The 24023-nt window shown below is 40.4% G+C and carries 23 protein-coding genes and 1 pseudogene; 17 read left to right on the top strand and 7 right to left on the bottom strand.

The genetic code is table 11. From position 1 onward, the window contains the following. The 8 genes from TZ96_RS08475 to TZ96_RS08440 all read left to right on the top strand — a co-directional run bounded on the left by TZ96_RS08475 (nucleotide 1) and on the right by TZ96_RS08440 (nucleotide 9808). A complete protein-coding gene (locus TZ96_RS08475) occupies nucleotides 1-1440 on the top strand; it encodes a TrkH family potassium uptake protein (protein WP_045763704.1) in 1440 nt (479 codons plus the stop codon). Nucleotides 1441-1603: 163 nt separating this feature from the next. Next, nucleotides 1604-2236 carry a hypothetical protein gene (locus tag TZ96_RS08470; RefSeq protein ID WP_052696573.1) on the top strand — a complete coding sequence of 211 codons (633 nt, stop codon included), beginning with the start codon at nucleotides 1604-1606 and terminating at the stop codon, nucleotides 2234-2236. A gap of 60 nt (nucleotides 2237-2296) precedes the next feature. Continuing rightward, the gene (locus tag TZ96_RS08465) at nucleotides 2297-2989 is read left to right on the top strand and encodes a CPBP family intramembrane glutamic endopeptidase (protein WP_045763703.1); all 693 of its coding nucleotides are present in this window, start codon (nucleotides 2297-2299) and stop codon (nucleotides 2987-2989) included. 353 nt (nucleotides 2990-3342) lie between these two features. Next, complete coding sequence (gene arcA, locus TZ96_RS08460) at nucleotides 3343-4572, top strand: arginine deiminase (protein WP_045763702.1); 1230 nt, start codon at nucleotides 3343-3345, stop codon at nucleotides 4570-4572. 67 nt (nucleotides 4573-4639) lie between these two features. Then, nucleotides 4640-5653: an ornithine carbamoyltransferase gene (gene argF / locus TZ96_RS08455; RefSeq protein WP_198921496.1), complete on the top strand. Its 1014-nt coding sequence runs from the start codon at nucleotides 4640-4642 to the stop codon at nucleotides 5651-5653. A 258-nt stretch (nucleotides 5654-5911) separates the two neighbouring features. Beyond that, a complete protein-coding gene (gene arcC, locus TZ96_RS08450) occupies nucleotides 5912-6859 on the top strand; it encodes a carbamate kinase (RefSeq protein WP_045763700.1) in 948 nt (315 codons plus the stop codon). Between the two features lie 93 nt (nucleotides 6860-6952). Then, on the top strand, nucleotides 6953-8461 hold the full coding sequence (locus TZ96_RS08445) for a YfcC family protein (protein WP_045763699.1): 1509 nt from the start codon (nucleotides 6953-6955) through the stop codon (nucleotides 8459-8461). Between the two features lie 18 nt (nucleotides 8462-8479). Further along, a complete protein-coding gene (locus TZ96_RS08440) occupies nucleotides 8480-9808 on the top strand; it encodes a dipeptidase (protein ID WP_045763698.1) in 1329 nt (442 codons plus the stop codon). 210 nt (nucleotides 9809-10018) lie between these two features. Here TZ96_RS08440 and TZ96_RS11070 read toward each other — a convergent pair whose 3' ends face one another. The 4 genes from TZ96_RS11070 to TZ96_RS08425 all read right to left on the bottom strand — a co-directional run bounded on the left by TZ96_RS11070 (nucleotide 10019) and on the right by TZ96_RS08425 (nucleotide 13676). Continuing rightward, nucleotides 10019-10141: a hypothetical protein gene (locus TZ96_RS11070; RefSeq protein ID WP_277813591.1), complete on the bottom strand. Its 123-nt coding sequence runs from the start codon at nucleotides 10139-10141 to the stop codon at nucleotides 10019-10021. 361 nt (nucleotides 10142-10502) lie between these two features. After that, nucleotides 10503-12047: a peptide chain release factor 3 gene (locus TZ96_RS08435; protein WP_045763697.1), complete on the bottom strand. Its 1545-nt coding sequence runs from the start codon at nucleotides 12045-12047 to the stop codon at nucleotides 10503-10505. A 240-nt stretch (nucleotides 12048-12287) separates the two neighbouring features. Next, nucleotides 12288-12980: a TIGR02206 family membrane protein gene (locus tag TZ96_RS08430; protein WP_045763696.1), complete on the bottom strand. Its 693-nt coding sequence runs from the start codon at nucleotides 12978-12980 to the stop codon at nucleotides 12288-12290. Between the two features lie 9 nt (nucleotides 12981-12989). Then, entirely contained in the window at nucleotides 12990-13676 is a 687-nt protein-coding gene (locus TZ96_RS08425; RefSeq protein ID WP_045763695.1) for a TIGR02206 family membrane protein, read from the bottom strand. Nucleotides 13677-13888: 212 nt separating this feature from the next. Here TZ96_RS08425 and gatC point away from each other — a divergent pair, with 212 nt between their 5' ends. The 9 genes from gatC to nusB all read left to right on the top strand — a co-directional run bounded on the left by gatC (nucleotide 13889) and on the right by nusB (nucleotide 21165). Next, nucleotides 13889-14191: an Asp-tRNA(Asn)/Glu-tRNA(Gln) amidotransferase subunit GatC gene (gatC, locus tag TZ96_RS08420; protein WP_004251926.1), complete on the top strand. Its 303-nt coding sequence runs from the start codon at nucleotides 13889-13891 to the stop codon at nucleotides 14189-14191. Next, entirely contained in the window at nucleotides 14191-15657 is a 1467-nt protein-coding gene (gatA, locus tag TZ96_RS08415; RefSeq protein WP_045763694.1) for an Asp-tRNA(Asn)/Glu-tRNA(Gln) amidotransferase subunit GatA, read from the top strand. The genes gatC and gatA overlap by 1 nt, the downstream gene beginning before the upstream one ends. Continuing rightward, nucleotides 15657-17102: an Asp-tRNA(Asn)/Glu-tRNA(Gln) amidotransferase subunit GatB gene (gene gatB / locus TZ96_RS08410; RefSeq protein ID WP_045763693.1), complete on the top strand. Its 1446-nt coding sequence runs from the start codon at nucleotides 15657-15659 to the stop codon at nucleotides 17100-17102. Before gatA ends, gatB begins: the two co-directional genes overlap by 1 nt. 52 nt (nucleotides 17103-17154) lie before the next feature. Next, nucleotides 17155-17547 (top strand): hypothetical protein, encoded by a 393-nt coding sequence (locus TZ96_RS08405; RefSeq protein WP_045763692.1) that lies wholly within the window; start codon nucleotides 17155-17157, stop codon nucleotides 17545-17547. Between the two features lie 50 nt (nucleotides 17548-17597). Then, nucleotides 17598-18554 carry a zinc-ribbon domain-containing transport protein gene (locus TZ96_RS08400; protein WP_045763691.1) on the top strand — a complete coding sequence of 319 codons (957 nt, stop codon included), beginning with the start codon at nucleotides 17598-17600 and terminating at the stop codon, nucleotides 18552-18554. Nucleotides 18555-18563: 9 nt separating this feature from the next. Beyond that, on the top strand, nucleotides 18564-19691 hold the full coding sequence (locus tag TZ96_RS08395; protein WP_045763690.1) for an SPFH domain-containing protein: 1128 nt from the start codon (nucleotides 18564-18566) through the stop codon (nucleotides 19689-19691). Nucleotides 19692-19771: 80 nt separating this feature from the next. Then, nucleotides 19772-20332 carry an elongation factor P gene (efp, locus tag TZ96_RS08390; protein WP_000568646.1) on the top strand — a complete coding sequence of 187 codons (561 nt, stop codon included), beginning with the start codon at nucleotides 19772-19774 and terminating at the stop codon, nucleotides 20330-20332. A 28-nt stretch (nucleotides 20333-20360) separates the two neighbouring features. Then, the gene (locus TZ96_RS08385) at nucleotides 20361-20750 is read left to right on the top strand and encodes an Asp23/Gls24 family envelope stress response protein (protein ID WP_000510582.1); all 390 of its coding nucleotides are present in this window, start codon (nucleotides 20361-20363) and stop codon (nucleotides 20748-20750) included. Beyond that, nucleotides 20743-21165, top strand: a complete 423-nt coding sequence (gene nusB, locus TZ96_RS08380; RefSeq protein ID WP_045763689.1) for a transcription antitermination factor NusB — start codon at nucleotides 20743-20745, stop codon at nucleotides 21163-21165. The genes TZ96_RS08385 and nusB overlap by 8 nt, the downstream gene beginning before the upstream one ends. Before the next feature lie 54 nt (nucleotides 21166-21219). Here the strand turns inward: nusB and TZ96_RS10720 are convergent. The 3 genes and pseudogenes from TZ96_RS10720 to accD form a co-directional block, all read right to left on the bottom strand. Then, nucleotides 21220-21944 (bottom strand): annotated as a pseudogene (locus TZ96_RS10720) (lysostaphin resistance A-like protein). Between the two features lie 279 nt (nucleotides 21945-22223). Continuing rightward, nucleotides 22224-22991 (bottom strand): acetyl-CoA carboxylase carboxyl transferase subunit alpha, encoded by a 768-nt coding sequence (locus TZ96_RS08370; protein WP_045763688.1) that lies wholly within the window; start codon nucleotides 22989-22991, stop codon nucleotides 22224-22226. Beyond that, nucleotides 22991-23854, bottom strand: coding sequence for an acetyl-CoA carboxylase, carboxyltransferase subunit beta (accD, locus tag TZ96_RS08365; RefSeq protein WP_045763687.1), 864 nt, complete (start codon nucleotides 23852-23854; stop codon nucleotides 22991-22993). Before accD ends, TZ96_RS08370 begins: the two co-directional genes overlap by 1 nt. Nucleotides 23855-24023 lie beyond the last annotated feature (169 nt).

Here is a 24023-nt window from a genome sequence, read left to right as displayed (position 1 = left end):
ATGAATAGAAGTATGGTACGATTTCTTCTTGCAAAGCTACTCTTGATCGAGGCTGGTCTACTCTTAGTTCCAGTTAGCATTGCTCTTTATTATCGAGAATCGAGTCAAGTTTTTACAGCTCTTTTCTCTACCATCGGAATCCTTGTTGTTCTAGGTCTTCTGGGAATCATCAGCAAACCTAAAAAACAGCGAATCTATGCAAAAGAAGGGGTCTTAATTGTAGCTCTCTGTTGGATTCTCTGGTCATTCTTTGGTGCCCTTCCCTTTGTCTTTTCAGGGCAAATTCCCAATATGATAGACGCCTTCTTTGAGATTAGTTCTGGCTTCACAACAACGGGAGCAACCATTCTAAATGATGTTTCTGTCTTAAGCCGTTCTCTTCTATTTTGGAGGAGTTTTACCCACCTCATCGGAGGTATGGGGGTGCTAGTTTTTGCCCTAGCTATTATGGACAATGCAAAAAACAGTCACCTAGAAGTTATGAAGGCTGAGGTTCCAGGACCAGTATTTGGCAAGGTTGTATCTAAGCTAAAAAATACAGCTCAAATCCTTTATATCCTCTACCTGGCTATGTTTGCCCTCTTTGTGGTTATTTATTACCTTGCTGGGATGCCACTCTACGATAGTTTTGTTATCGCTATGGGTACTGCTGGTACTGGTGGCTTTACTGTTTATAATGATGGAATTGCCCACTATCACAGTTCTCTCATCACCTATTTGACAAGTATCGGGGTTTTAATGTTTGGTGTCAATTTCAACCTCTACTACTACCTCATGCTTCGTCGTATCAAGGAATTCTTTTTTGATGAAGAACTCCGAGCCTATCTCTTGATTGTAGCCATATCAACTGGCTTAATCACGCTTAACACACTCCACCTCTACAGCGGAGTTTCACAAAGCTTTGAGATGGCCTTCTTCCAAGTATCTAACATCATTACCACTACCGGTTTTGGATATGGAGATATCACGAACTGGCCTTTGTTTTCTCAATACATCTTGCTAATGCTGATGGCAATCGGTGGTTCTGCTGGCTCCACTGCAGGTGGTCTCAAGGTTATTCGCGGAGTCATCCTATCTAAAATTGCTAAAAATCAAGTCTTGTCTACCATATCACCTCACCGTGTGTTAACCCTTCAGGTTAATCAAACGGTTATTGATAAGGATACTCAGCACAAGATTCTGAAGTACTTTGTGGTTTATATCATGATTCTACTCAGTTTGATTTTCATCGTCAGTTTAGATACCAATAATTTAATGGTTGTCACGAGTGCTGTTTTCAGTTGCTTTAACAATATCGGTCCTATTTTAGGAACAACTGCAAGTTTCTCAATTTTTAGTCCATTTTCAAAACTTCTACTATCCTTTGCAATGATTGCAGGACGTCTTGAAATTTATCCAATCATACTACTCTTTATGAAGCGAACCTGGTCTAAACGTTAGAACAATCAACTGTACACCCTATCTCCCCTCTTCAAGAAACCCTTGAAGGGGGATTTTTTAGTTTCAAAAGACAAGACAGCCCTAAAAATCGACAATTGGGAATTTAAGGACTTTTCTCTCCTATCTTTTAGCTATAATAAGAAAAAAATATAGGGGATACTTTATGGAAAAAGTCATAAAATCAATTCGACTACTCTTGTTCTTTGCCTTAATCCAACTGGCACTTTGTAGTTGTATCTTTTGGTCTGGAACCTCTCTGGCCCTCAAACAATCCTGTTTTTATTTTCTACTGGCTTTATTGGGCTTATCTGGGTCTTGTGCCTTTATGCATTATTTATCTAGTCACAACTTAAAAAGAGATAGACTGATTGACAGGAGTCGCTTTATCTTTTTATTTTATAGTATGATGATTGTGGTCAACCTCTGCGGGGTTGGGCTGGTTCTATCAGAAACTATCGTTACTGTCAACTTACTTCAAAAAGAAGCCGTGGAACTCATCCTACCCTCCTTCTTTTTTCTCTTTGGAGTTGATCTCGTTACCTTTCTCCCCTTGAAAAAATGGAGAAGGTTACAAAAAAATTCCAGTAGCAAGGAAGTGAGATTTTCCTTCATCATAATTTCTATTTTAATCTTCCTACGTAATCCAATCACCATTTTATCGATTGCTTTTTATATTGGCCTTGGTGCTCTATTTCTCAGTTTTTTATTCCCAAAAAATTTGAGACAGGAGGTATCATTCTACGGTCATTTGATTCGGGATATTCTATTTGTCGTCTGTACTTTCCTCTTATGGTAACAAATAGAATCCTCTCAGCAATTGTGTTATAATTAGATAAAAATTTTAGGAGACATATCAATGAACTTTTTTAAAGATTTTCGTAAACGACTCGCGTGGTTTGGGATTTTGTTAGTAGCCATCGTTCTCTCTCAAATCCCGATGCAAACTCTAGCTCTGTTAGCAATAAGTCAGATTGATCCTATATGGTCATCACTTATCGTAGCTCTTATTTCGATTCTTGTGCTTGCTATCTTTTTATACGGAGCCCATAAGAGCAAGTTACTAGTATTTAAGCCTAAACTCTTAACGATTAATGATCTTCCTCGTATTGTTTTGAGTTATTTGACAATCTTTGTTGGAAATCTTGTAGGTGGCATCTGGTTACAACTCATAAAACAAACAACAACTTCTAATCAGCAAGTAATCAACAACCTTATTTCTGAAAGCTCTCTGATTAGCAGTTTCTTCCTCATCGTTTTAATCGCACCTATTTGTGAAGAAATCATCTGTCGCGGGATTATTCCTACCAAACTCTTCCAAGGCTACGAAAAGTTTGGCTATGTTATTGGTTGGTTGATCTTCCTCCTTGCGCACAGACCTTCTAATCTCCCTTCCTTCTTGATTTATGGCTGGATGTCAGCCGTCCTCACTTGGACTGCTTATCGTACCAGACGTTTGGAAATGTCTATCTCAGTCCATATGCTACTTAATAGTATCAGCTTCATCTTACTTGCACTCTTTACATTTTTTATGAAAAATTTCGGTATCTAATACCCAACTATTCTTCCCTTAGGCTAGATCAATCGTCCTAGTCTAAGGGATTTTTTTGTTTCAACAAACTTTTCACCTCAGAAAATCCACCTTTTTCTACAATCTCAAAATTTTTTAAAAAAATTTTAAAAATATTTTTATGCATAAATTTTATAGAATATAAATATAAGTTAACTTAACATGTATATTTGTGAATATTCTTATAAAAAAATGTAAGAAATCCTATAAAATAGCCATTTTCAAGCCTTTTTGGCCTTATCATATCCCTTGTAATGCATATTAATTTGTGATACTATTAACTTGTAAGCGATACCAATATAGTTTGGTACACACGAGAAAAAAGGAGGAAACACATGTCTTCACATCCAATTCATGTTTTCTCAGAAATTGGAAAACTGAAAAAAGTTATGTTGCACCGTCCGGGTCAAGAATTAGAAAACTTGATGCCAGATCACCTTGAGAGGTTGCTCTTTGATGACATCCCATTTTTAGCAGATGCCCAAAGTGAACACGACGCCTTTGCTCAAGCACTCCGTGACGAGGGAATCGAAGTGCTCTATCTTGAACAATTGGCTGCTGAATCATTAACTTCTCCTGAAATACGTGACCAGTTCATAGAAGAATATCTCAATGAAGCAAATATTCGTGGTCGACAAACTAAAAATGCCATCCGAAAACTGCTTCATGATATTGACGACAATCTTGAACTGATCAAGAAAACAATGGCAGGTGTTCAAAAAGTTGAATTGCCTGACATCCCTGAAGAAGGCAAAGGATTAACTGACTTGGTTGAATCTGACTATCCGTTTGCCATCGATCCAATGCCAAACCTTTACTTCACCCGCGACCCATTTGCGACTATCGGGAATGCAGTATCACTCAATCACATGTACGCCGATACACGCAATCGCGAAACACTTTATGGTAAGTATATCTTCAAGCATCACCCAATCTATGGTGGTAAGGTAGAGCTCATCTATAACCGTGAAGAAACTACTCGGATTGAAGGTGGAGATGAACTTGTTCTTTCAAAAGATGTCCTAGCAGTTGGAATCTCTCAACGGACCGATGCCGCTTCTATCGAAAAACTTTTGGTTAATATCTTCAAAAAGAATGTTGGCTTCAAGAAAGTTTTGGCTTTTGAATTTTCAAACAGCCGTAAGTTCATGCACTTGGATACTGTCTTCACCATGGTAGACTATGATAAATTTACAATCCACCCAGAAATCCAAGGCAATCTTCACGTCTATTCTGTCACTTACGAAAATGAAAAACTCAATATTGTTGAAGAAAAAGGAGATTTGGCAGAGCTCCTTGCTCAAAACCTTGGTTTAGAAAAAGTTACACTCATTCCTTGTGGTGATGGTAATATTGTTGCAGCTGCTCGTGAACAATGGAATGATGGCTCTAACACACTCGCTATTGCACCAGGTGTCGTAGTCGTTTATGAACGCAACACTGTGACCAATAAGAAACTTGAAGAATATGGACTTCGTTTAATTAAGATTCGTGGACGGGAATTGGTACGTGGACGTGGTGGACCTCGTTGTATGTCAATGCCGTTTGAACGCGAAGACATTTAGATTCTTCCTATTTCTGCCTAGCATCTGCTAGCAGAATCATGCTTGTTAGAAAAGGATATATAGAATGATACATTCAGTATTTCAAGGAAGAAGTTTTCTAGCTGAAAAAGATTTTACCCGTGCAGAGCTCGAATATTTGATTGGACTTTCAGCTCACTTGAAGGATCTTAAAAAACGAAACATCGAACACCGCTATCTAGCTGGTAAAAATATTGCTCTTTTGTTCGAAAAAACTTCTACCCGTACACGCGCAGCCTTCACAACTGCTGCAATCGATCTTGGTGCACATCCAGAATACCTGGGGGCAAACGATATTCAACTAGGTAAAAAAGAAACTACTGAAGATACCGCAAAAGTTTTAGGACGTATGTTTGATGGTATTGAATTCCGTGGTTTTAGTCAGGATATGGTTGAAGAATTAGCTGAATTCTCTGGTGTTCCTGTTTGGAACGGCTTGACGGATAAATGGCACCCAACTCAAATGCTTGCAGACTATTTGACAGTACTAGAAAATTTCGGACATCTTGAAGGTTTGACTTTGGTTTACTGTGGTGACGGTCGTAATAATGTTGCCAATAGCCTTCTAGTAACAGGAGCGATCCTTGGTGTGAACGTTCATGTCTTTTCACCAAAAGAACTCTTCCCAGATCAAGCAGTTGTTGCACTGGCTGAGGAATATGCCAAAGAAAGTGGGGCTCACATTCTCATCACAGAAGATGCTGATGAAGCTGTAAAAGGGGCTGATGTCCTTTACACTGATGTTTGGGTATCTATGGGCGAAGAAGATAAGTTTGCAGAACGCGTCGCTTTGCTAAAACCTTACCAAGTCAATATGGATCTTGTTAAGAAAGCAGGCAATGAAAACTTAATCTTCCTCCACTGTTTACCAGCCTTTCATGATACGAACACTATCTATGGCAGACAAGTAGCTGAGAAATTTGGCGTAAAAGAAATGGAAGTAACTGATGAGGTCTTCCATAGCAAGTATGCTCGTCAATTTGATCAAGCAGAAAATCGTATGCACACCATTAAAGCCGTTATGGCCGCTACACTAGGAAATCTCTATATTCCTAAAGTGTGATGCCAACTATAACAAACAGCTTAGGGGCTGAGACTAGTGTTTTAGTCCAGTCCCTTTTTGTAGAAGTTACGAGCTCTGAGTTGAAATTCCCCAATAGTCACCATTCAAGCAAAAACCTCATAACAAGTAACTGCCTTCCAGTTATCCGCATTTCGAAATTCCAACTCAACTCGTCCCTACAAAGTCTTTCTTATCAACTTCCAAATCCAAGCTTTTAACCAAAATTGGTTTTTGTTCATCCAAAAGAAAGGAGCGCTCATGTCTCATCGTAAAATCGTTGTCGCTCTTGGAGGAAATGCCATTCTGTCCACAGATCCATCTGCTCAAGCTCAAGAAGCTGCTCTGGCAGAAACAGCACGTCATCTGGTGAAACTCATCCAAAATGGCGATGAATTGATTATCACCCATGGCAATGGACCGCAAGTTGGTAACCTACTCCTCCAACACCTAGCAGCGAATTCCGAAAAAAATCCCGCCTTTCCTCTCGATTCACTTGTTGCTATGACAGAGGGTAGCATCGGTTTTTGGCTCCAGAATGCTCTAGAAAATGCTTTACAGGATATTCATCTTGATAAAACTGTCGTTTCTGTTGTCACACAGGTTGTCGTAGACAAGGATGACCCTGCCTTTCTCAATCCAACCAAACCAATCGGTCCATTCTACTCAGAAGAAGAGGCTAAAGCGGAAAGCGAAAAAACTGGGGCTAACTTTAAAGAAGATGCAGGTCGTGGTTGGCGTAAGGTAGTGGCTTCTCCAAAACCCATTTACATCAAAGAAATCGACAGTATACGCGCACTCTTAGATAAGGGACAAATTGTCATCGCAGCAGGCGGTGGAGGTATTCCTATCGCCAAAAATGAAAACGGTTACTTTTCAGGAGTGGAAGCTGTCATCGATAAGGACTTTGCATCGCAATGCTTGGCAGAGCTAGTCGAAGCAGATCTCTTCATCATTTTAACTGGTGTCGATTATGCCTATATCAACTATAACAAACCAAATCAGGAAAAATTGGAACGGGTAACTGTAAGCCAACTCCAAGAATACATCCAAGAGGGGCAATTTGCTCCTGGTAGTATGCTGCCAAAAATCCAAGCTGCCATTGATTTTGTGACCAATCGTCCAGCAGGAAAAGCAGTTATCACTTCTCTTATCAATCTAGGAGCCTTGATTGAATCTGAAAGTGGAACAATCATTGTGAAAGAATAATAGTTTAGTCATACCTTTCAAGAAAGTTTAGTCAGCACTCTTGCCACATCATTCGTTTTTATACTGTGTGACATAGTTTAGGAGGAAAAACAAATGAGTGAAAATAAAAAAAGGTTTCAAATGCCCTCATCATACACTGTTTTGATTATCATCATTGCCATTATGGCATTTTTAACCTGGATCATTCCAGCAGGTAAGTATGATACCAATGAAGCAGGTAACCTCATCGCAGGTACCTATCAAACTGTTGACTCAAATCCTCAAGGGATTTACGATATCCTTATGGCACCAATTCGTGCCATGCTCGGTCACAAACCAACCAGCGCAGCTATCGACGTTGCCTTCTTTATCCTTATGGTCGGAGGTTTCCTTGGTGTCGTAAACGCTACTGGTACACTCGATGTAGGGATTGCCTCCATCGTTAAAAAATACAAGGGTCGCGAAAAAATGTTGATTCTCATCCTCATGCCCCTCTTCGCACTTGGAGGAACTACCTATGGTATGGGAGAAGAAACCATGGCCTTCTATCCCCTTCTTATTCCTGTAATGATGGCAGTTGGTTTTGACAGTATCACTGCCGTAGCCATCATCTTACTAGGTTCTCAAGTTGGTTGTTTGGCATCTACATTGAATCCATTTGCTACTGTTATCGCCTCTGATACTGCGGGAATTTCTTCTATGGATGGGGTTATTCTCCGTGTTATCTTCTGGTTCGTAATGACAGGTATCAGCACTTACTTTGTCTATCGTTATGCAGAAAAGATTCAAAAAGATCCTACTAAATCACTCGTTTACGCTCAACGCGAAGAAGATATCAAACACTTTAATGTTTCAGATAACGATGATGCACCATCTACCTTGAGCAAGAAACAAAAACATGTCCTCGCTTTATTTGTATTAACCTTTATAATTATGATTGCAAGTTTCATCCCTTGGGTTGATTTGCATGTTACTGTATTTGAAGACTTCAAGAATTGGTTAATCGGCCTTCCTGTAATTGGAGGAGTTATCGGTTCAGATGCTCTACCATTTGGTAGCTGGTACTTCCCAGAAGGCGCTATGCTCTTTGCCGTTATGGGGATTTTGATCGGTGTTGTCTATGGTCTCAAAGAAAGCAAGATTGTCTCAACCTTCCTAACTGGTGCTGCAGATTTGCTTTCAGTAGCCTTGATTTGTGCGGTTGCTCGTGGTATCCAAGTTATCATGAACGATGGTATGATTACTGCAACCATCCTACACTGGGGTGAAGTTGGCCTTCAAGGTCTTTCTCCTCAAATCTTCATCGTATTGACCTATATCTTCTACCTACCTATGTCCTTCCTCATTCCTTCTTCATCTGGTCTTGCTAGTGCAACTATGGGTATCATGGCTCCTCTTGGAGAGTTCGTCAATGTTAAAGCAAGCCTTATCGTCACTGCCTACCAATCTGCATCTGGTGTCCTTAACCTTGTAACTCCTACTTCAGGTATTGTTATGGGTGCTCTTGCTCTTGGTCGTGTCAGCCTTGGAACTTGGTGGAAATTTGTTGGAAAACTCGTCATCGTCATTGTCGTTGCAAGTATTCTACTTCTTATCTTAGGTACCTTAGTGCCATTCTTATAGAAACAAAGGGAGATACGGATGAAATCCTATATTACAGAATCAATCAAAGAGGATTTTCTTCAAAGTTTGAAAACCATCATCTCCTATCCATCTGTTCTCAAGGAAGGTGAAAATGGTACTCCTTTTGGTCAAGCCATCCAAGATGTCCTGAAAAAAATGCTGGACTTGTGTCAAGATCTTGGTTTTAAAACCTATCTGGATCCTCAAGGATATTATGGGTATGCAGAAGTTGGTGAAGGTGATCTCCTTGCCATCCTCTGCCACCTAGATGTAGTTCCTGCAGGCGATTTGAAAGACTGGGAAACTCCTCCATTTGAAGCAAGTATCAGAGATGGGCGAATTTATGGTCGGGGTGCGCAGGACGATAAAGGACCTTCTCTTGCAGCCCTTTACGCAGTTAAGAGCTTGCTTGACCAAGGAATTCCATTCAAAAAAAGGGTTCGTTTCATATTTGGTACTGATGAGGAAACCCTTTGGCGTTGTATGGCAAGATATAATACCATTGAGGAACAGGCCGGCATGGGATTTGCTCCTGACTCCTCATTCCCATTAACCTATGCAGAAAAAGGACTTCTTCAGGTCAAACTTCATGGACCTGGATCAGAACAACTCGTCTTAGAGGTAGGTGGAGCCTTTAATGTCGTTCCTGATAAGGCAACTTATCAAGGACCACTTATGGAACAGATCCAGGCAGGCCTAATAGTTGCTGGCTACGATTACCAACAAAATGACCAGAGCCTTACTGTTCTAGGTGTGTCTAAGCACGCCAAGGATGCTAGTCAAGGGATTAATGCAGTCATTCGACTAGCCACTGTCCTTGATTCCATTCAATCCCATCCTGCACTGACATTTCTTGCCAAAGAAGTTGGTCAAGATGGTCAAGGAAAAGGAATCTTTGGTGATATCAGCGACCAGCCTTCTGGACATTTATCCTTTAATGTGGCCGCCTTAACCATTACTCCCGAAAGTTCTGAGATTCGAATTGATATCCGAATCCCAGTCCTTGCAGACAAGGATGCCCTTGTTCATCAGCTGATAGAGTGTGCAAAAACTTACCAACTTAGCTACCAAGAATTTGACTACCTAGCACCACTTTATGTGGCAAGAGATAGCCTGCTCGTCACTACTCTCATGCAGGTTTATAAAGAAAAAACTGGCGATAACAGCCCCGCTCTATCATCTGGCGGTGCAACCTTTGCACGTACCATGCCAAACTGTGTCGCTTTTGGCGCCCTCTTCCCAGGAAGAGAGCAAACAGAACACCAAGCAAATGAATATGCTATCTTAGATGATCTCTATCATGCTATGGATATCTATGCTGAAGCTGTTTACCGATTAGCGACCTAAAAGACCTCCTAAACTCCGTCCCACATTGGGGCGGAGTTTTAGGAAAATTTTGAATAGCAAGCTACAAGAAAAGCCAAGAAAAATATCTTCTTGGCTTTTTTACAATAAATTTAAGGTAAGTGACCATCTAAGGTACTCATTTTCCGCTACAACACGCAATTAGTATGGCAATAGCAGGCAGCTAGACTACTTTCTAACTGTTACCAATTGTTAGATTACGACACAGAGCATTACGACACGAAGTTTGGCAAATCGATTGTATTTACCAAACGCAGTTAGTAAGGCAGTTAGCTCGTGGGTTTTGCCTAGTGAAGCGTTTAGGTAAACCGCCATAGCGGTTGCCGTTTATTAGATTACGACACAGAGCATTACGACACAAAGAGGAGAAAACGATTATTTTTCGTCGATGAGTTAGTGAGGCAGTCAGGCCACTTTCTACCCATCACGACGTAAAGTTTTACGAATCGATAAAATTCGTAAAACTTTACTAGTGGAGCGCCTAGCCAAGTTCTATAGAAACTTGGCGTTAGTTACTTAGATTGTTATACAACTACATAAATTTACTGAACTACGACACGGAGTTTGTAAATCGATTTTATTTGCCAAACGCAGTTAGTAAGGCAGTTAGCTAGACCGCAAAATAGCGACTAGCGTCCAACAATTAGGAACTTTAGTTCCAATTGTTGGTACTGAGTTACATCTTCTCTTCTAACTCTACATCCGGATACTTGTCCGCAAACCAGCGGAGGGCAAAGTCGTTTTCAAAGAGGAAGACAGGTTGGTCAAAGCGGTCTTTAGCCAAGATGTTTCGACTTGAAGACATACGCTCATCCAAATCCTCTGGTTTAATCCAGCGAACGGTCTTTTTACCCATTGGGCTCATAACGACTTCTGCATTGTACTCATTTTCCATACGGTGTTTGAAGACTTCAAACTGCAATTGACCAACGGCACCCAACATATATTCACCTGTTTGGTAGCTGGTATAAAGCTGAATAGCTCCTTCTTGAACCAATTGCTCAATTCCCTTGTGGAAGGATTTTTGCTTCATAACGTTCTTAGCAGAAACTTTCATGAAGATTTCAGGGGTAAAGGTTGGCAGTGGTTCAAATTCAAATTTGTTTTTCCCAACTGTCAAAGTATCTCCCACCTGATAAGTACCAGTATCGTAAACTCCGATAATATCCCCTGCTACGGCATTAGTGACATTCTCACGACTCTCCGCCATAAACTGAGTAACATTTGATAGTTTAGCACTCTTACCAGTACGAGGAAGATTAACACTCATACCACGCTCAAATTCACCAGAGACAATACGGACAAAGGCAATACGGTCACGGTGACGAGGGTCCATGTTGGCTTGGATTTTAAAGACAAATCCTGAGAAATCCTTGTCGTAAGGATCCACAATTTCGCCATCTGTTTTCTTGTGACCGTGTGGTTCTGGAGCAAACTTGAGGAAGGTTTCAAGGAAGGTCTGTACTCCAAAGTTAGTAAGAGCTGAACCGAAGAATACTGGAGTTAATTCACCCGCAAGGATGGCTTCTTCTGAGAATTCATTTCCAGCTTCTTGCAAGAGTTCGATATCATCCTTGACTTGCTCGTAGAATGGGTTGCTAGCAAATAGCTTGTCCCCATCTTCCAGACTAGCAAAGCGTTCATCCCCTTTGTAAAGTTCCAAGCGTTTATTGTAAAGGTCATAGAGTCCCTCAAAAGCTTTCCCCATCCCAATCGGCCAGTTCATCGGATAGCTAGCAATGCCCAAGACTTCTTCCAATTCTTGCAAGAGGTCTAGTGGCTCTCGGCCATCACGGTCAAGCTTGTTCATAAAAGTGAAGACTGGAATACCACGATGTTTGACAACCTCAAACAATTTCTTGGTCTGGGCCTCGATACCCTTGGCAGAGTCCACAACCATGACAGCCGCATCCACCGCCATCAAGGTACGGTAAGTATCTTCTGAGAAGTCCTCGTGCCCTGGTGTATCTAGGATATTGACACGTTTGCCATCGTAGTCAAACTGCATGACAGATGAGGTTACCGAAATCCCACGTTGTTTCTCGATATCCATCCAGTCAGACTTAGCAAAGTTTCCTGTCTTCTTCCCTTTTACAGTACCTGCCTCACGAATCTCTCCCCCAAAGTAAAGCAATTGCTCAGTGATAGTCGTTTTACCAGCGTCCGGGTGGGAGATGATGGCAAAGGTACGACGTTTTTTGATTTCTTCTTGAATACTCATAACTTCTCTTTCTTTTTACTTTTTTTGAATTATTTGAATTTCTAATCGCTCTTTGTTACATTGGACCCTAAAATTCCTTTCAACACTCCATTATATCGGATTTTAGAGAGTTTTTCAATCGCCTACACAAGAAAAAGCAGGTCTCTATAATAGACTTGCTTTTAAATAATGGATGTTGTAATTTATATTTTGTGATTGGTCGACTCAAATTCTATATCTTCTTTTAGCTTACAATCTAAATCATGAAAGAGTTGATTCTAGTGCCATTTTCTTTTGCCAGCGTTTCTTAAACAAGATATCAAAGAGCACCAAGGCTGAAGATAGAATGATTGAAACCAACAGATATTTTATCCAAATAGGAGCATCTGGGATAAAAGGCGTGGTATTCAAAAGCCCATAGTTTCCACCTGTCACTTGATTGACTCCAACTAGAAAAAGATTAAGAACAAAAGTGTAGACGATGATTCGATACTTTTTAAGCAGGGTCTTATCGTAGTGGTTCATGAGATAGACAAGTGAATTTACCAGGAGAGCATAATGTCCAATCAAGAATGAAAAACTGGTAATATGCGGAAAGTCATAGGGATCAAAAACCGGATAACCCAAGGCAAATACTGCTCCACTAGCTCCCATAAGGGCAAAATACTGCTTGGTTTTCCATCTGTCTGGTAGGAAGATAACTGCGAACATGGCTAAACGACAATGGTAAAGAGGCAGACTATTTGAAAATGGAATGCCAAAACCAATATACCAAGTGTAAAGAGCTAGCAGTTGCGCTATTTGAATCCACTTAAATAATCGAACAAATTTGGGATTTTTGTAGTAAGTAAGAGATCCATAGATAGGCAGTGCAAGAAGGCCTATCATGACACCGTACCAAAAAATCGGAATAGGCGGTGGTGTGGTTTGGGTTCTTGTAATAAAATGATGCATAAGATCTCCTTAATTTATTAGCTGACGATTCTTCAGTTTATATTTAACAAATTGATTTATGAGAATGAGGATTCCTGTCATCAGACTGGTTACTATCAAATAATTAACCAAGGCGCCATGATCCCCAATCACAAGGGGATTACTCATAAAGCCATAATTCCCTCCTGTCAAGAGGTTGGCTAGAAAAATTATAGCATTAACTCCAAGAGTCATCTGACATATTTTCCAAGCATCCCCTTTTTCAACTTTATAATATCTAATAAGATAAATCAAGCAGTTAGCCAAGAGGGCCCAATGTCCGAAAACATTGTTGACCGACGAAACATGAGGGAAAGGAAACGGGTAAAAAACTGGATAAACTAAAGCCATAATAGAACCAAATACTCCAACCAAGGCAAAGTATTGTTTGAAAAAGGTCTTATTAGGGGCAAAAAGAATCATCCACATAGCCATGCGACTATGGTAAAAAGGGAGAGCCTCAGACAAGGGCAGGCGTGCCGAAATATACCAAGCGTTGATAATCAGCAGTTGAATCAATTGACCCCAATACCAAAAATCTCGATAAGGTTTAGAGGAGGCATAGCGAATTGATAGAGCAGCTATGACTAGCAAAGAAGTCGGTAACAAAATGTACCATGTCCCCAAGTCTGGAGAAACTGTTTTTTTACTGGTAAAAAGTAAATCCCAAAGTGTCATGTTTCACCCCTAATGTGTTTTCATTTGATCAATCATCCAACTCGTTTTCCAACTTAAAACGACTCTTAGTCTTTCCTCTAATTTCAACCATTATATCGAATTAAAATCCTTTTTTCAATTTCTGCTTCTTTTCAACTTGACTTACCTTATTTATAGGAAAATATGGTAAAATAGAACAGATAAATAATCATCATTTCACGAAAGGATGCAAGATGAAAATTACGCAAGAAGAGGTAACACACGTTGCCAATCTTTCAAAATTAAAATTCTCAGAAGAAGAAACTGCTGAGTTTGCGACAACCTTGTCTAAGATTGTTGATATGGTCGAATTGCTCGGCGAAGTCGACACTACTGGTGTTGAACCAACGACTACCATGGCAGATCGCAAGACCGTTCTTCGCCCAGACGTAGCCGAAGAAGGAACTGACCGTGATCGCTTATTTAAAAATGTACCTGAAAAAGACAATTACTATATCAAGGTCCCAGCTATCCTGGACGATGGAGGAGATGCCTAATGACTTTTAACAATAAAACGATTGAAGAGTTGCACAACCTCCTTGTTTCTAAGGAAATTTCAGCAACAGAACTTACCCAAGCGACACTTGACGATATCAAGGCGCGTGAAGAAGCTATCAATGCCTTTGTCACTATCGCTGAAGATCAAGCTCTTGCTCAAGCTAAAGCTATTGACGAAACTGGAATTGACGCTGACAATGTCCTTTCAGGAATTCCGCTAGCAGTTAAGGATAATATCTCTACAGACGGCATCCTCACAACTGCAGCCTCAAAAATGCTTTATAACTACGAGCCAATCTTTGATGCGACAGCTGTTGCCAATGCAAAATCTAAGGGCATGATCGTTGTTGGGAAAACCAACATGGACGAGTTTGCCATGGGTGGTTCTGGTGAAACATCTTACTACGGTGCAACTAAAAATGCCTGGGACCACAGCAAGGTTCCCGGTGGATCATCTAGTGGTTCCGCAGCTTCTGTAGCTTCAGGACAAGTCCGTTTGTCTCTTGGTTCTGATACAGGTGGATCTATCCGCCAACCGGCTGCCTTCAACGGAATTGTCGGTCTCAAACCAACCTACGGAACAGTTTCACGTTTTGGTCTGATTGCCTTTGGTAGTTCATTAGACCAGATTGGACCTTTCGCTCCAACTGTTAAGGAAAATGCGCTCTTGCTCAATGCTATTGCCAGCCAAGATGCTAAAGACTCTACTTCTGCTCCTGTCCGCATTGCCGACTTTACTTCAAAAATCGGACAAGACATCAAGGGCATGAAAATTGCTTTGCCTAAGGAATACCTTGGTGAAGGGATTGACCCAGAAGTTAAAGAAACTATCCTCAACGCCGCTAAGCACTTTGAAAAACTTGGTGCAGTTGTAGAAGAAGTCAGCCTTCCACACTCTAAATACGGGGTTGCAGTTTACTACATCATCGCTTCATCTGAAGCTTCTTCAAACTTGCAACGTTTTGACGGTATCCGCTATGGTTTCCGTGCTGAAGACGCTAAGAACTTGGACGAGATTTACGTTAACACTCGTAGCCAAGGATTCGGTGACGAAGTGAAACGTCGTATCATGCTTGGTACTTTCAGTCTTTCATCAGGTTACTACGATGCCTACTACAAGAAAGCTGGTCAAGTTCGTACCCTCATCATCCAAGATTTTGAAAAAGTCTTTGCAGATTACGACCTCATCCTCGGTCCAACAGCTCCAAGCGTAGCCTTTGACTTGGATTCGCTCAACCACGATCCAGTTGCTATGTACTTGGCGGATCTCTTGACCATCCCAGTCAACTTGGCTGGTCTACCAGGAATTTCAATTCCTGCAGGATTTGCTCAAGGACTACCTGTTGGTCTACAATTAATTGGTCCAAAATACTCTGAAGAGACCATTTACCAAGCTGCTGCTGCTTTTGAAGCAACAACAGACTACCACAAACAACAACCCGTGATTTTTGGAGGTGACAACTAATGAACTTTGAAACAGTCATTGGACTTGAAGTCCACGTAGAGCTCAACACCAATTCAAAAATCTTCTCACCTACTTCTGCCCACTTCGGAAATGACCAAAATGCCAATACAAACGTGATTGACTGGTCTTTCCCAGGCGTACTGCCAGTTCTCAATAAGGGTGTTGTCGATGCTGGTATCAAAGCAGCTCTTGCCCTCAACATGGACATCCACAAGAAGATGCACTTTGACCGTAAGAACTACTTCTATCCAGATAATCCTAAAGCCTATCAAATTTCTCAATTTGATGAGCCAATCGGTTATAACGGCTGGATTGAAGTGGAGCTAGAAGACGGTACAACTAAGAAAATCGGTATTGAGCGTGCCCACTTGGAAGAAGATGCTGGTAAAAATACTCACGGAACAGATGGTTTCTCTTATGTCGACCTTAATCGTCAAGGGGTGCCATTGATTGAGATTGTATCTGAAGCAGACATGCGTTCCCCTGAAGAAGCTTATGCATATCTTACAGCCCTCAAGGAAGTTATCCAATACGCTGGTATCTCTGACGTTAAGATGGAAGAAGGTTCTATGCGTGTGGATGCCAACATCTCCCTTCGTCCTTATGGTCAAGAGAAATTTGGTACCAAAACTGAGTTGAAAAACCTCAACTCCTTCTCAAACGTGCGTAAGGGTCTTGAATACGAAGTGCAACGTCAGGCTGAAATCCTTCGTTCAGGTGGTCAAATCCGCCAAGAAACACGTCGTTACGATGAAGCTACTAAAGCAACTATCCTCATGCGTGTCAAGGAAGGTGCTGCAGACTACCGCTACTTCCCAGAACCAGACCTACCACTCTTTGAAATCTCAGATGAATGGATCGAAGAGATGCGTACTGAATTGCCAGAGTTTCCAAAAGAACGCCGTGCTCGCTACGTATCTCAACTTGGTCTATCAGACTACGATGCTAGCCAGTTGACTGCAAACAAAGTCACTTCTGATTTCTTTGAAAAAGCTGTCGCCCTCGGTGGTGATGCTAAACAAGTTTCTAACTGGCTCCAAGGTGAAGTCGCTCAATTCTTGAACGCAGAAGGCAAGACACTGGAACAAATCCAATTGACACCAGAAAACTTGGTTGAAATGATTGCCATCATCGAAGACGGTACTATCTCTTCTAAGATTGCAAAGAAAGTCTTTGTTCACCTAGCTAAAAATGGTGGTGGAGCACGTGAATACGTGGAAAAAGCTGGTTTAGTTCAAATCTCAGATCCTGATGTTTTGATTCCAATTATTCATCAAGTCTTTGCGGATAACGAAGCCGCTGTTGCCGACTTCAAATCAGGAAAACGTAACGCTGACAAGGCCTTCACAGGATTCCTCATGAAAGCAACCAAGGGTCAAGCTAACCCACAAGTCGCTCTTAAACTACTTGCCCAAGAATTGGCTAAGTTGAAAGAGAACGAGTAAATATACTTTTGTTAATAGCCTTTTCTACTAAAAAATAGAATAAGGAGAATAAATGAACAAATTTTTACGAGTACTATTTATTTTAGTTATTGTCGCCATGTTGGGTGCTTCTATTCTACAAATCTTTCTTCCATCATATATGGGAGAGCATTCTGGTTACGGTATTTCTGCAGGATGGCAAAGAGAAATTGGAATTTGGAATCTAGCTGTCTTAATTATTATTCTTGCCGTTAATATTAAGTACGATTGGTTTTACCTGCGAATTGCCCTTCTTGCCCTCATTATTGGTGGTATAGGAATAGGAACAAATCATTTGTTAAATTTTATTGAATATCATTCTCCTGTTAATGCAATTGGTGCTATCGAGAATTATATACTCGTATTTGGTTGGATTATAGGGTGGTTTATTGAAAATAAAACTATAAAACTCCAAAACTCTTTATAGACATAAAATTTAGCAAAAACTATTTTTATACTCACATAGTTAGGAGACATATGAAAAAGTTATATACTCTTCTCGCCACTTGTTTATTGTTGTTATTCTTCACACCATTTAACTCAATTGATGCTGGCGTTGGCCATTCGCGAAGTGGTAGCTCTAGCCGAAGCAGTTCAAGAAGTAGCAGCCGCAGTAGCTCAAGTCGCAGCTCCTCTTATAAAAGTAGCTATCGCTCTGGAAGTAGCTCCTCTAGTTCAGGTGGTTCTTTAGGTACTGGTATGAACATGCTTATCATGTTTGGTGTTGGAGGTTTCTTACTCTACATGTTCATCAAATATCTAAACGACCTGAATTCATCTTCTGGCAAGTCTTACGGTAGTTCAACTGGATATAATCCACCTAGCCATCGTCGAGTAGAACACAACACACTAGCTGTTAGTCGTATCAAATATGGCGATCCAAACTTTGATGCTGATGCCTTCGCTTCATGGGTTAAAGAAGTCTATATTCAGTTGCAGGCAGCCTGGACTAAAAAGGATTGGAATTTGGTTCGCTCTCTCGAAAGTACTAGTCTCTATTCCCAACATAGTACACAACTCGAAGATCATATTCGGGCAAAAACAACCAATGTTTTAGAAAAAGTCTATGTTGAAAATATTCGCATCAAAGATTTCTATGAAAATCCTGATGGAAATGATACTTTAGTGGTTATCCTTTCATCTACACTCAGAGACTATGTTATCGATGATAAGACTCGTAAGGTTATCGAAGGAGACCCTCAACAAGATCTATTTACAGTTTATCAAATGAACTTCATCCGCAAACATGGTAGCCAAACTGAAAACAATGTTCAAGATGAAGCTGTTAGCGACCACTGTCCAAACTGTGGTGCTCCACTTAAAATCTCAGCTATTAGCCAATGTGAATACTGCGGAGCTGAACTCACACGTAGTCCAAATCAATGGGTTCTTGATACCTATGAAGTTGTGGATGAAGACGAACTATATAACTAGGAGGAAATTATGGGATTTATTCGTGCCGCCCTATCTTCAGGGCTTAATAGTTTCAACGATAGCAAATTTAAAGAAGCTATCGTACTTCCAAATAACCTAACAGCCGATGCTTTGGCCATTAAAGGCCAACTTCTTTCAAAAGATCCAGATGGCAAATCTAGACAAAGCAATCAAAACACTGGACTACTAACAGACGGTAGTGTCGTTATTGTTCCTCAAGGCTATGTCGCTATTCTAGTGAACAACGGTACCTTCCTTGGAGACGTCTTAGAAGCTGGTAGCCACGAATGGCGTTCTGGAGACAATGCCTGGCTTCTTGAAAAAGGTGGCCTAAAGGGCACTTGGGAAAATTTCAAAAACCGCTTCTCATTTGGTGGTCAAGTCATTACCCAACAAGAAATCATCTTTATTCGTATGCAACCCGTTGCCGGAAATAAATTCGGTACACAGAATGCTGTAGAATACTTCAGTGAACGTTATCAACAATTACTTAACATCCGCTTCTACGGCTTATTTGATATCAAAGTTGCTGATCCAGTCCTATTCTATGTCAGCTCCATCAGTCAACAAATTGAAGACCATAAAGCCTTTACATTACAAAATGTAGCTCAAGGAACACTTCGACAAAATATCGCACCAAAGATTGCCATTGCAATTGCTAAATTTACCAATGAAAACAAGGTAGATATCTATAGCCTTAATGCCAATCAAGATACTTTCAATGAGCTAGCAAAACAAGAAGTTAATAAGGTATGGGCAGGACTTTATGGAATTGAAACAACCAACATTCTACTTGAAGATTTGAGCTATGATCAAGAAAGCTTAGATATTGTCCGTAAGCTTGATAGCGAGCTTGTCGCTATGAAGTACAATACGATTGAGATTGAAGAACGTCGTGCTCGTAATGAAGCTCTCATCGCTGCTGCTAACAATGAAGGCAATGGCAATGGTATGAACATGATTATGGGAATGAATCTAGGACAAACACTTGGCGGTCAACTCAACCAACAAGCCCAAACTCAAGCTCCTGTTCAAAATAACGGGCAAACTGCAAGCAAGAACTTTTACATCGAGGTAGACGGTAAGTATGTTCTCGTAACCAAAGATGAAGAAGGAAATATCGTACCAGTCAACTAATTCAAGCTCATCTGATATTTGAGAATTATTGCATTTTATGGTACAATAAAGAGTAAACTATTTATTAAAGAGGTAAAAACATGATTGAAGCAAGTAAACTAAAGGCTGGTATGACTTTTGAAACAGCTGAAGGAAAATTGATCCGCGTTTTGGAAGCTAGCCACCACAAACCAGGTAAAGGAAACACTATCATGCGTATGAAATTGCGTGATGTCCGCACTGGTTCAACTTTTGAAACAAGCTACCGCCCAGAAGAAAAATTTGAGCAAGCAATCATCGAAACAGTTCCAGCTCAATACTTGTACAAAATGGACGACACAGCTTACTTCATGAACACAGAAACTTACGACCAATACGAAATTCCTGTTGTGAATGTTGAAAACGAATTGCTTTACATCCTTGAAAACTCAGATGTAAAAATCCAATTCTACGGAACTGAAGTAATCGGTGTGACTGTACCAACTACTGTTGAATTGACAGTTGCTGAAACACAACCATCTATCAAAGGTGCTACTGTTACAGGTTCTGGTAAACCAGCAACAATGGAAACTGGTCTTGTCGTGAACGTTCCAGACTTCATCGAAGCAGGTCAAAAATTGATTATCAACACTGCAGAAGGAACTTACGTTTCTCGCGCCTAATCTCTAGAAACTAGAAAGAGGTCATTCTATGGGAATTGAAGAACAACTTGGCGAAATCGTCATCGCCCCACGTGTACTTGAAAAAATCATTGCTATTGCAACTGCGAAAGTTGAAGGCGTACACTCTTTTTCAAACAAATCAGTATCTGACACCCTTTCAAAACTTTCTCTTGGTCGTGGCGTATATCTAAAAGAAGCAAACGATGAGCTCACAGCTGATATCTACCTCTACCTAGAGTACGGTGTCAAAGTTCCTAAGGTTGCTATGGCTATCCAGAAAGCTGTTAAGGATGCTGTCCGTAACATGGCTGATGTTGAAATCTCTGCTGTCAACATTCACGTTTCAGGTATCGTTCCAGATAAAACACCAAAACCAGAATTGAAAGACTTATTCGACGAGGACTTCCTCAATGACTAGTCCATTATTAGAATCTAGACGTGAACTACGTAAGTGTGCTTTCCAAGCCTTGATGAGTCTTGAATATGGTTCAGATTTAGAAACTGCTTGTATCTTCGCCTACACACATGATCGCGAAGATACAGACGTACAACTTCCTAACTTCCTTGTAGAGCTCGTTTCTGGTGTCCAAGCTAAAAAGGATGATCTGGACAAACAAATCACACAACATTTGAAAACTGGTTGGACCATCGATCGTCTGACTTTGGTAGAAAAGAATTTACTACGCCTAGGAGTTTTTGAAATCACTTCATTTGATACTCCTCAGCTCGTAGCTGTTAACGAAGCTATTGAACTTGCTAAGAGCTTTTCAGATCAAAAGTCAGCCCGTTTCATCAATGGACTCCTCAGTCAATTTGTGACAGAAGAAGATTAAATAATATAGAAAAAGTGTTTGACTCCGATCAAACACTTTTTTCTTTGCCTTCCACTATCTAAAAAAGTGGTAATAGACATAATTATAAACAAAAATCCAGATGGGCTTGGCATAAGCGAGAAAGTTGAAAAAACTATGGCAAAGGATTGTGATTTTTAGATTCTTTGTCCAACGGTAGAGCAGGGCATAGAAGAGACCGCCTAAACTATAAATGATCAAACTGATAGAATCTCGGTGAGTTAGGATCAAATGACTAAGTCCAAAGATAAGAGCAGATAGGATAACATCCAGATAGTACTTGGATTGGGGGAAAAAGGTATTCATAAAGTACCCTCTATGGATCAGTTCCTCCAATATAGGTCCGACGACTACTGTTAAACTAAAACTGAGAACAGTTGATAGAAAAGTTGGTTGCCCATTGGAGTATAGGACCGAAAGAAGGTCATGAAAGATATACTTGTTATCAATAAAGTGATGAAACTGTAACTGAAAAGCATCCACCAATTTACGATCAAAATAAGTAGCCACTAGACCAACTACAAGGTAAAAGAATCTTGACTTCTTAGAACCCCTTTTTTCAAAAATATAGAGCATCTCTTTCTTTTTGAGCCAGTAGATAAATAATAGCAAAAGAGCTATTACTTCAACTGTTAAAAAGATAGAATAGCCATCTATCCCCATCCTAAAAACTTAGTCAGATGCACAATCCCTAACTCTGGTAGATAAACCGATAGAAATAGCAGTAAGATAAAGACTCCCAAATGCCCTAGTTTTTTCATACTCACTCCTTAAAAAAATTAAAATTACCTTGATGGAGGGAAAGAATAACATTCCCCTATTCAGTTTATCAGTTATATACTGACCTAGCACAGCATAAAATCTATAAAAACCTAGTCTATTCTCTGGAGCACTTATAGATTATCATTCCTTATTATATAATATACATCTTTTTTTTACGACTCTCAGTTCCATTTCCTCAACTATCAATTTTTTATCCTGAAATGAATTTTTTGAGAGAAACCAAAAAGCTAGAACCGTTTTTAGTTCTAGCTTTCTTTTTAATACTTTCTAAAGCGTTGATAACGTTCTTCCAAAAGTTCCTCCAACGATAATTGTTTTAATTGTTCAATTTCTGTTTGAAGTTCATTTTTTACACGAGCTAGCAGCTCTTTGGCAGAGAGACCTCTCTCTGAAATAACCTTATCTACGACTTCCATCTCTAAAAGTTCATGGGAAGTGATTTTCATCAACTCAGCTGCTTCCATGGCACGCGTGCCATCTTTCCACAAAATAGAAGCAAAGCCTTCAGGACTGAGAACTGCATAGATAGAGTTTTCTAGCATCCAAACACGGTCAGCTACTGCTAGAGCTAGAGCTCCACCAGAGCCCCCTTCACCAATAATAATGGCGATTATGGGCACTTTTAGGTCGCTCATTTCAAAGAGATTTCGAGCAATGGCTTCACCTTGACCACGTTCTTCTGCGCCTACACCAGGATAGGCACCAGCAGTATTGATAAAGGTTATAATTGGACGACCAAACTTTTCTGCTTGTTTCATCAAACGAAGGGCTTTTCGATAACCTTCAGGATGAGGTTGACCAAAGTTACGGTTAAGATTATCTTGTAAACTTTTACCTTTTTGGATTCCAACAACAGTCACTGCTTGATCTTCCAACCAACCGATACCACCAATAATAGCACCATCATCACGGAAGGAGCGATCCCCATGCAGCTCAATAAAATCATCAAAAATTCCTGTTGCGAAGTCCAAGGCTGTTAGGCGAGTTTGTTCACGAGCTTCTCTAACGATTTTCGCAATATTCATCAACTCTCCCTCCTGTGTAGTCTTACTAATCGAGCAATCGTATCTGGCAATTCTCGCCGTTTAATAATTGCATCCACAAAACCATGTTCCAGTAAAAACTCTGCTTTCTGGAAGTCTTCTGGTAGGTCTTCTCTTACTGTATTTTCAATCACACGGCGTCCAGCAAAACCTACCAAACTTTGAGGTTCCGCCAAGATGATATCCCCTTCCATTGCAAAGGAAGCTGTTACTCCTCCAGTCGTCGGGTCAGTAAGGATTGTCAGATAAAAGAGACCTGCATTGGAATGACGTTTGACTGCGGCAGAGATTTTGGCCATCTGCATCAAGCTCATGATTCCTTCCTGCATTCGTGCTCCACCAGAAGCTGTAAACAATACGACAGGTAATTTTTCAGCGGTCGCATATTCGAACAAGCGAGTGATTTTCTCACCAACAACTGTCCCCATCGATGCCATGATAAAGTTAGAATCCATGATGCCAAGGGCAACCTTCTCTCCCTTAATCAAAGCTGTTCCTGTTACAACAGCCTCATCAAGACCTGTCTTTTCACGCATCAAAGTCAATTTTTTACGATAGCCTAGAAAATTCAAAGGATCCTGGGTCTCAATCCCTTTAAACATTTCCAAAAACGTCCCCATATCAATGGTTAAAGCTAAACGCTCTTGAGCTGAAATACGGAAGGTATAGCCACAGTGAGGGCATATTCGCTCACTCCCCAAGTCCTTTTGGTAAATCGTATATTTGCAACCTGGACATTGGGAGAAGAGCTCATCTGGAACCTCTGGCTTGATCTGAGGTTGATTTACAGTCGAACGATTGGGATTGATTCGAATATATTTATCTTTTTTACTAAATAGAGCCATACATCCCCCTTTTCAGTCTTATACTATTTTTATACTCAATGAAAATCAAAGAGCAAACTAGGAAGCTAGCCGCAGGTTGCTCAAAGCACTGCTTTGAGGTTGTAGATAAGACTGACGAAGTCAGTCACATATATAATCCAAGGCGAAGCTGACGCGGTTTGAAGAGATT

It is taken from the genome of Streptococcus infantis (genome assembly GCF_000963255.1).
In the GTDB taxonomy this organism is placed as follows: domain Bacteria; phylum Bacillota; class Bacilli; order Lactobacillales; family Streptococcaceae; genus Streptococcus; species Streptococcus nidrosiense.
Note: the sequence above shows the minus strand (reverse complement) of the source record. Positions and strands in the feature narration are given on the sequence as shown.

Bases quoted from the DNA above. Each gene is read 5' to 3' on its own strand.
- TZ96_RS08475 (WP_045763704.1), top strand. From the start codon at position 1: ATGAATAGAAGTATGGTACGATTTCTTCTTGCAAAGCTACTCTTGATC.
- TZ96_RS08470 (WP_052696573.1), top strand. From the start codon at position 1,604: ATGGAAAAAGTCATAAAATCAATTCGACTACTCTTGTTCTTTGCCTTA.
- TZ96_RS08465 (WP_045763703.1), top strand. From the start codon at position 2,297: ATGAACTTTTTTAAAGATTTTCGTAAACGACTCGCGTGGTTTGGGATT.
- arcA (WP_045763702.1), top strand. From the start codon at position 3,343: ATGTCTTCACATCCAATTCATGTTTTCTCAGAAATTGGAAAACTGAAA.
- arcC (WP_045763700.1), top strand. From the start codon at position 5,912: ATGTCTCATCGTAAAATCGTTGTCGCTCTTGGAGGAAATGCCATTCTG.
- TZ96_RS08445 (WP_045763699.1), top strand. From the start codon at position 6,953: ATGAGTGAAAATAAAAAAAGGTTTCAAATGCCCTCATCATACACTGTT.
- TZ96_RS08440 (WP_045763698.1), top strand. From the start codon at position 8,480: ATGAAATCCTATATTACAGAATCAATCAAAGAGGATTTTCTTCAAAGT.
- TZ96_RS11070 (WP_277813591.1), bottom strand. From the start codon at position 10,141: ATGGCGGTTTACCTAAACGCTTCACTAGGCAAAACCCACGAGCTAACT.
- TZ96_RS08435 (WP_045763697.1), bottom strand. From the start codon at position 12,047: ATGAGTATTCAAGAAGAAATCAAAAAACGTCGTACCTTTGCCATCATC.
- TZ96_RS08430 (WP_045763696.1), bottom strand. From the start codon at position 12,980: ATGCATCATTTTATTACAAGAACCCAAACCACACCACCGCCTATTCCG.
- TZ96_RS08425 (WP_045763695.1), bottom strand. From the start codon at position 13,676: ATGACACTTTGGGATTTACTTTTTACCAGTAAAAAAACAGTTTCTCCA.
- gatC (WP_004251926.1), top strand. From the start codon at position 13,889: ATGAAAATTACGCAAGAAGAGGTAACACACGTTGCCAATCTTTCAAAA.
- gatA (WP_045763694.1), top strand. From the start codon at position 14,191: ATGACTTTTAACAATAAAACGATTGAAGAGTTGCACAACCTCCTTGTT.
- gatB (WP_045763693.1), top strand. From the start codon at position 15,657: ATGAACTTTGAAACAGTCATTGGACTTGAAGTCCACGTAGAGCTCAAC.
- TZ96_RS08405 (WP_045763692.1), top strand. From the start codon at position 17,155: ATGAACAAATTTTTACGAGTACTATTTATTTTAGTTATTGTCGCCATG.
- TZ96_RS08400 (WP_045763691.1), top strand. From the start codon at position 17,598: ATGAAAAAGTTATATACTCTTCTCGCCACTTGTTTATTGTTGTTATTC.
- TZ96_RS08395 (WP_045763690.1), top strand. From the start codon at position 18,564: ATGGGATTTATTCGTGCCGCCCTATCTTCAGGGCTTAATAGTTTCAAC.
- efp (WP_000568646.1), top strand. From the start codon at position 19,772: ATGATTGAAGCAAGTAAACTAAAGGCTGGTATGACTTTTGAAACAGCT.
- TZ96_RS08385 (WP_000510582.1), top strand. From the start codon at position 20,361: ATGGGAATTGAAGAACAACTTGGCGAAATCGTCATCGCCCCACGTGTA.
- nusB (WP_045763689.1), top strand. From the start codon at position 20,743: ATGACTAGTCCATTATTAGAATCTAGACGTGAACTACGTAAGTGTGCT.
- TZ96_RS08370 (WP_045763688.1), bottom strand. From the start codon at position 22,991: ATGAATATTGCGAAAATCGTTAGAGAAGCTCGTGAACAAACTCGCCTA.
- accD (WP_045763687.1), bottom strand. From the start codon at position 23,854: ATGGCTCTATTTAGTAAAAAAGATAAATATATTCGAATCAATCCCAAT.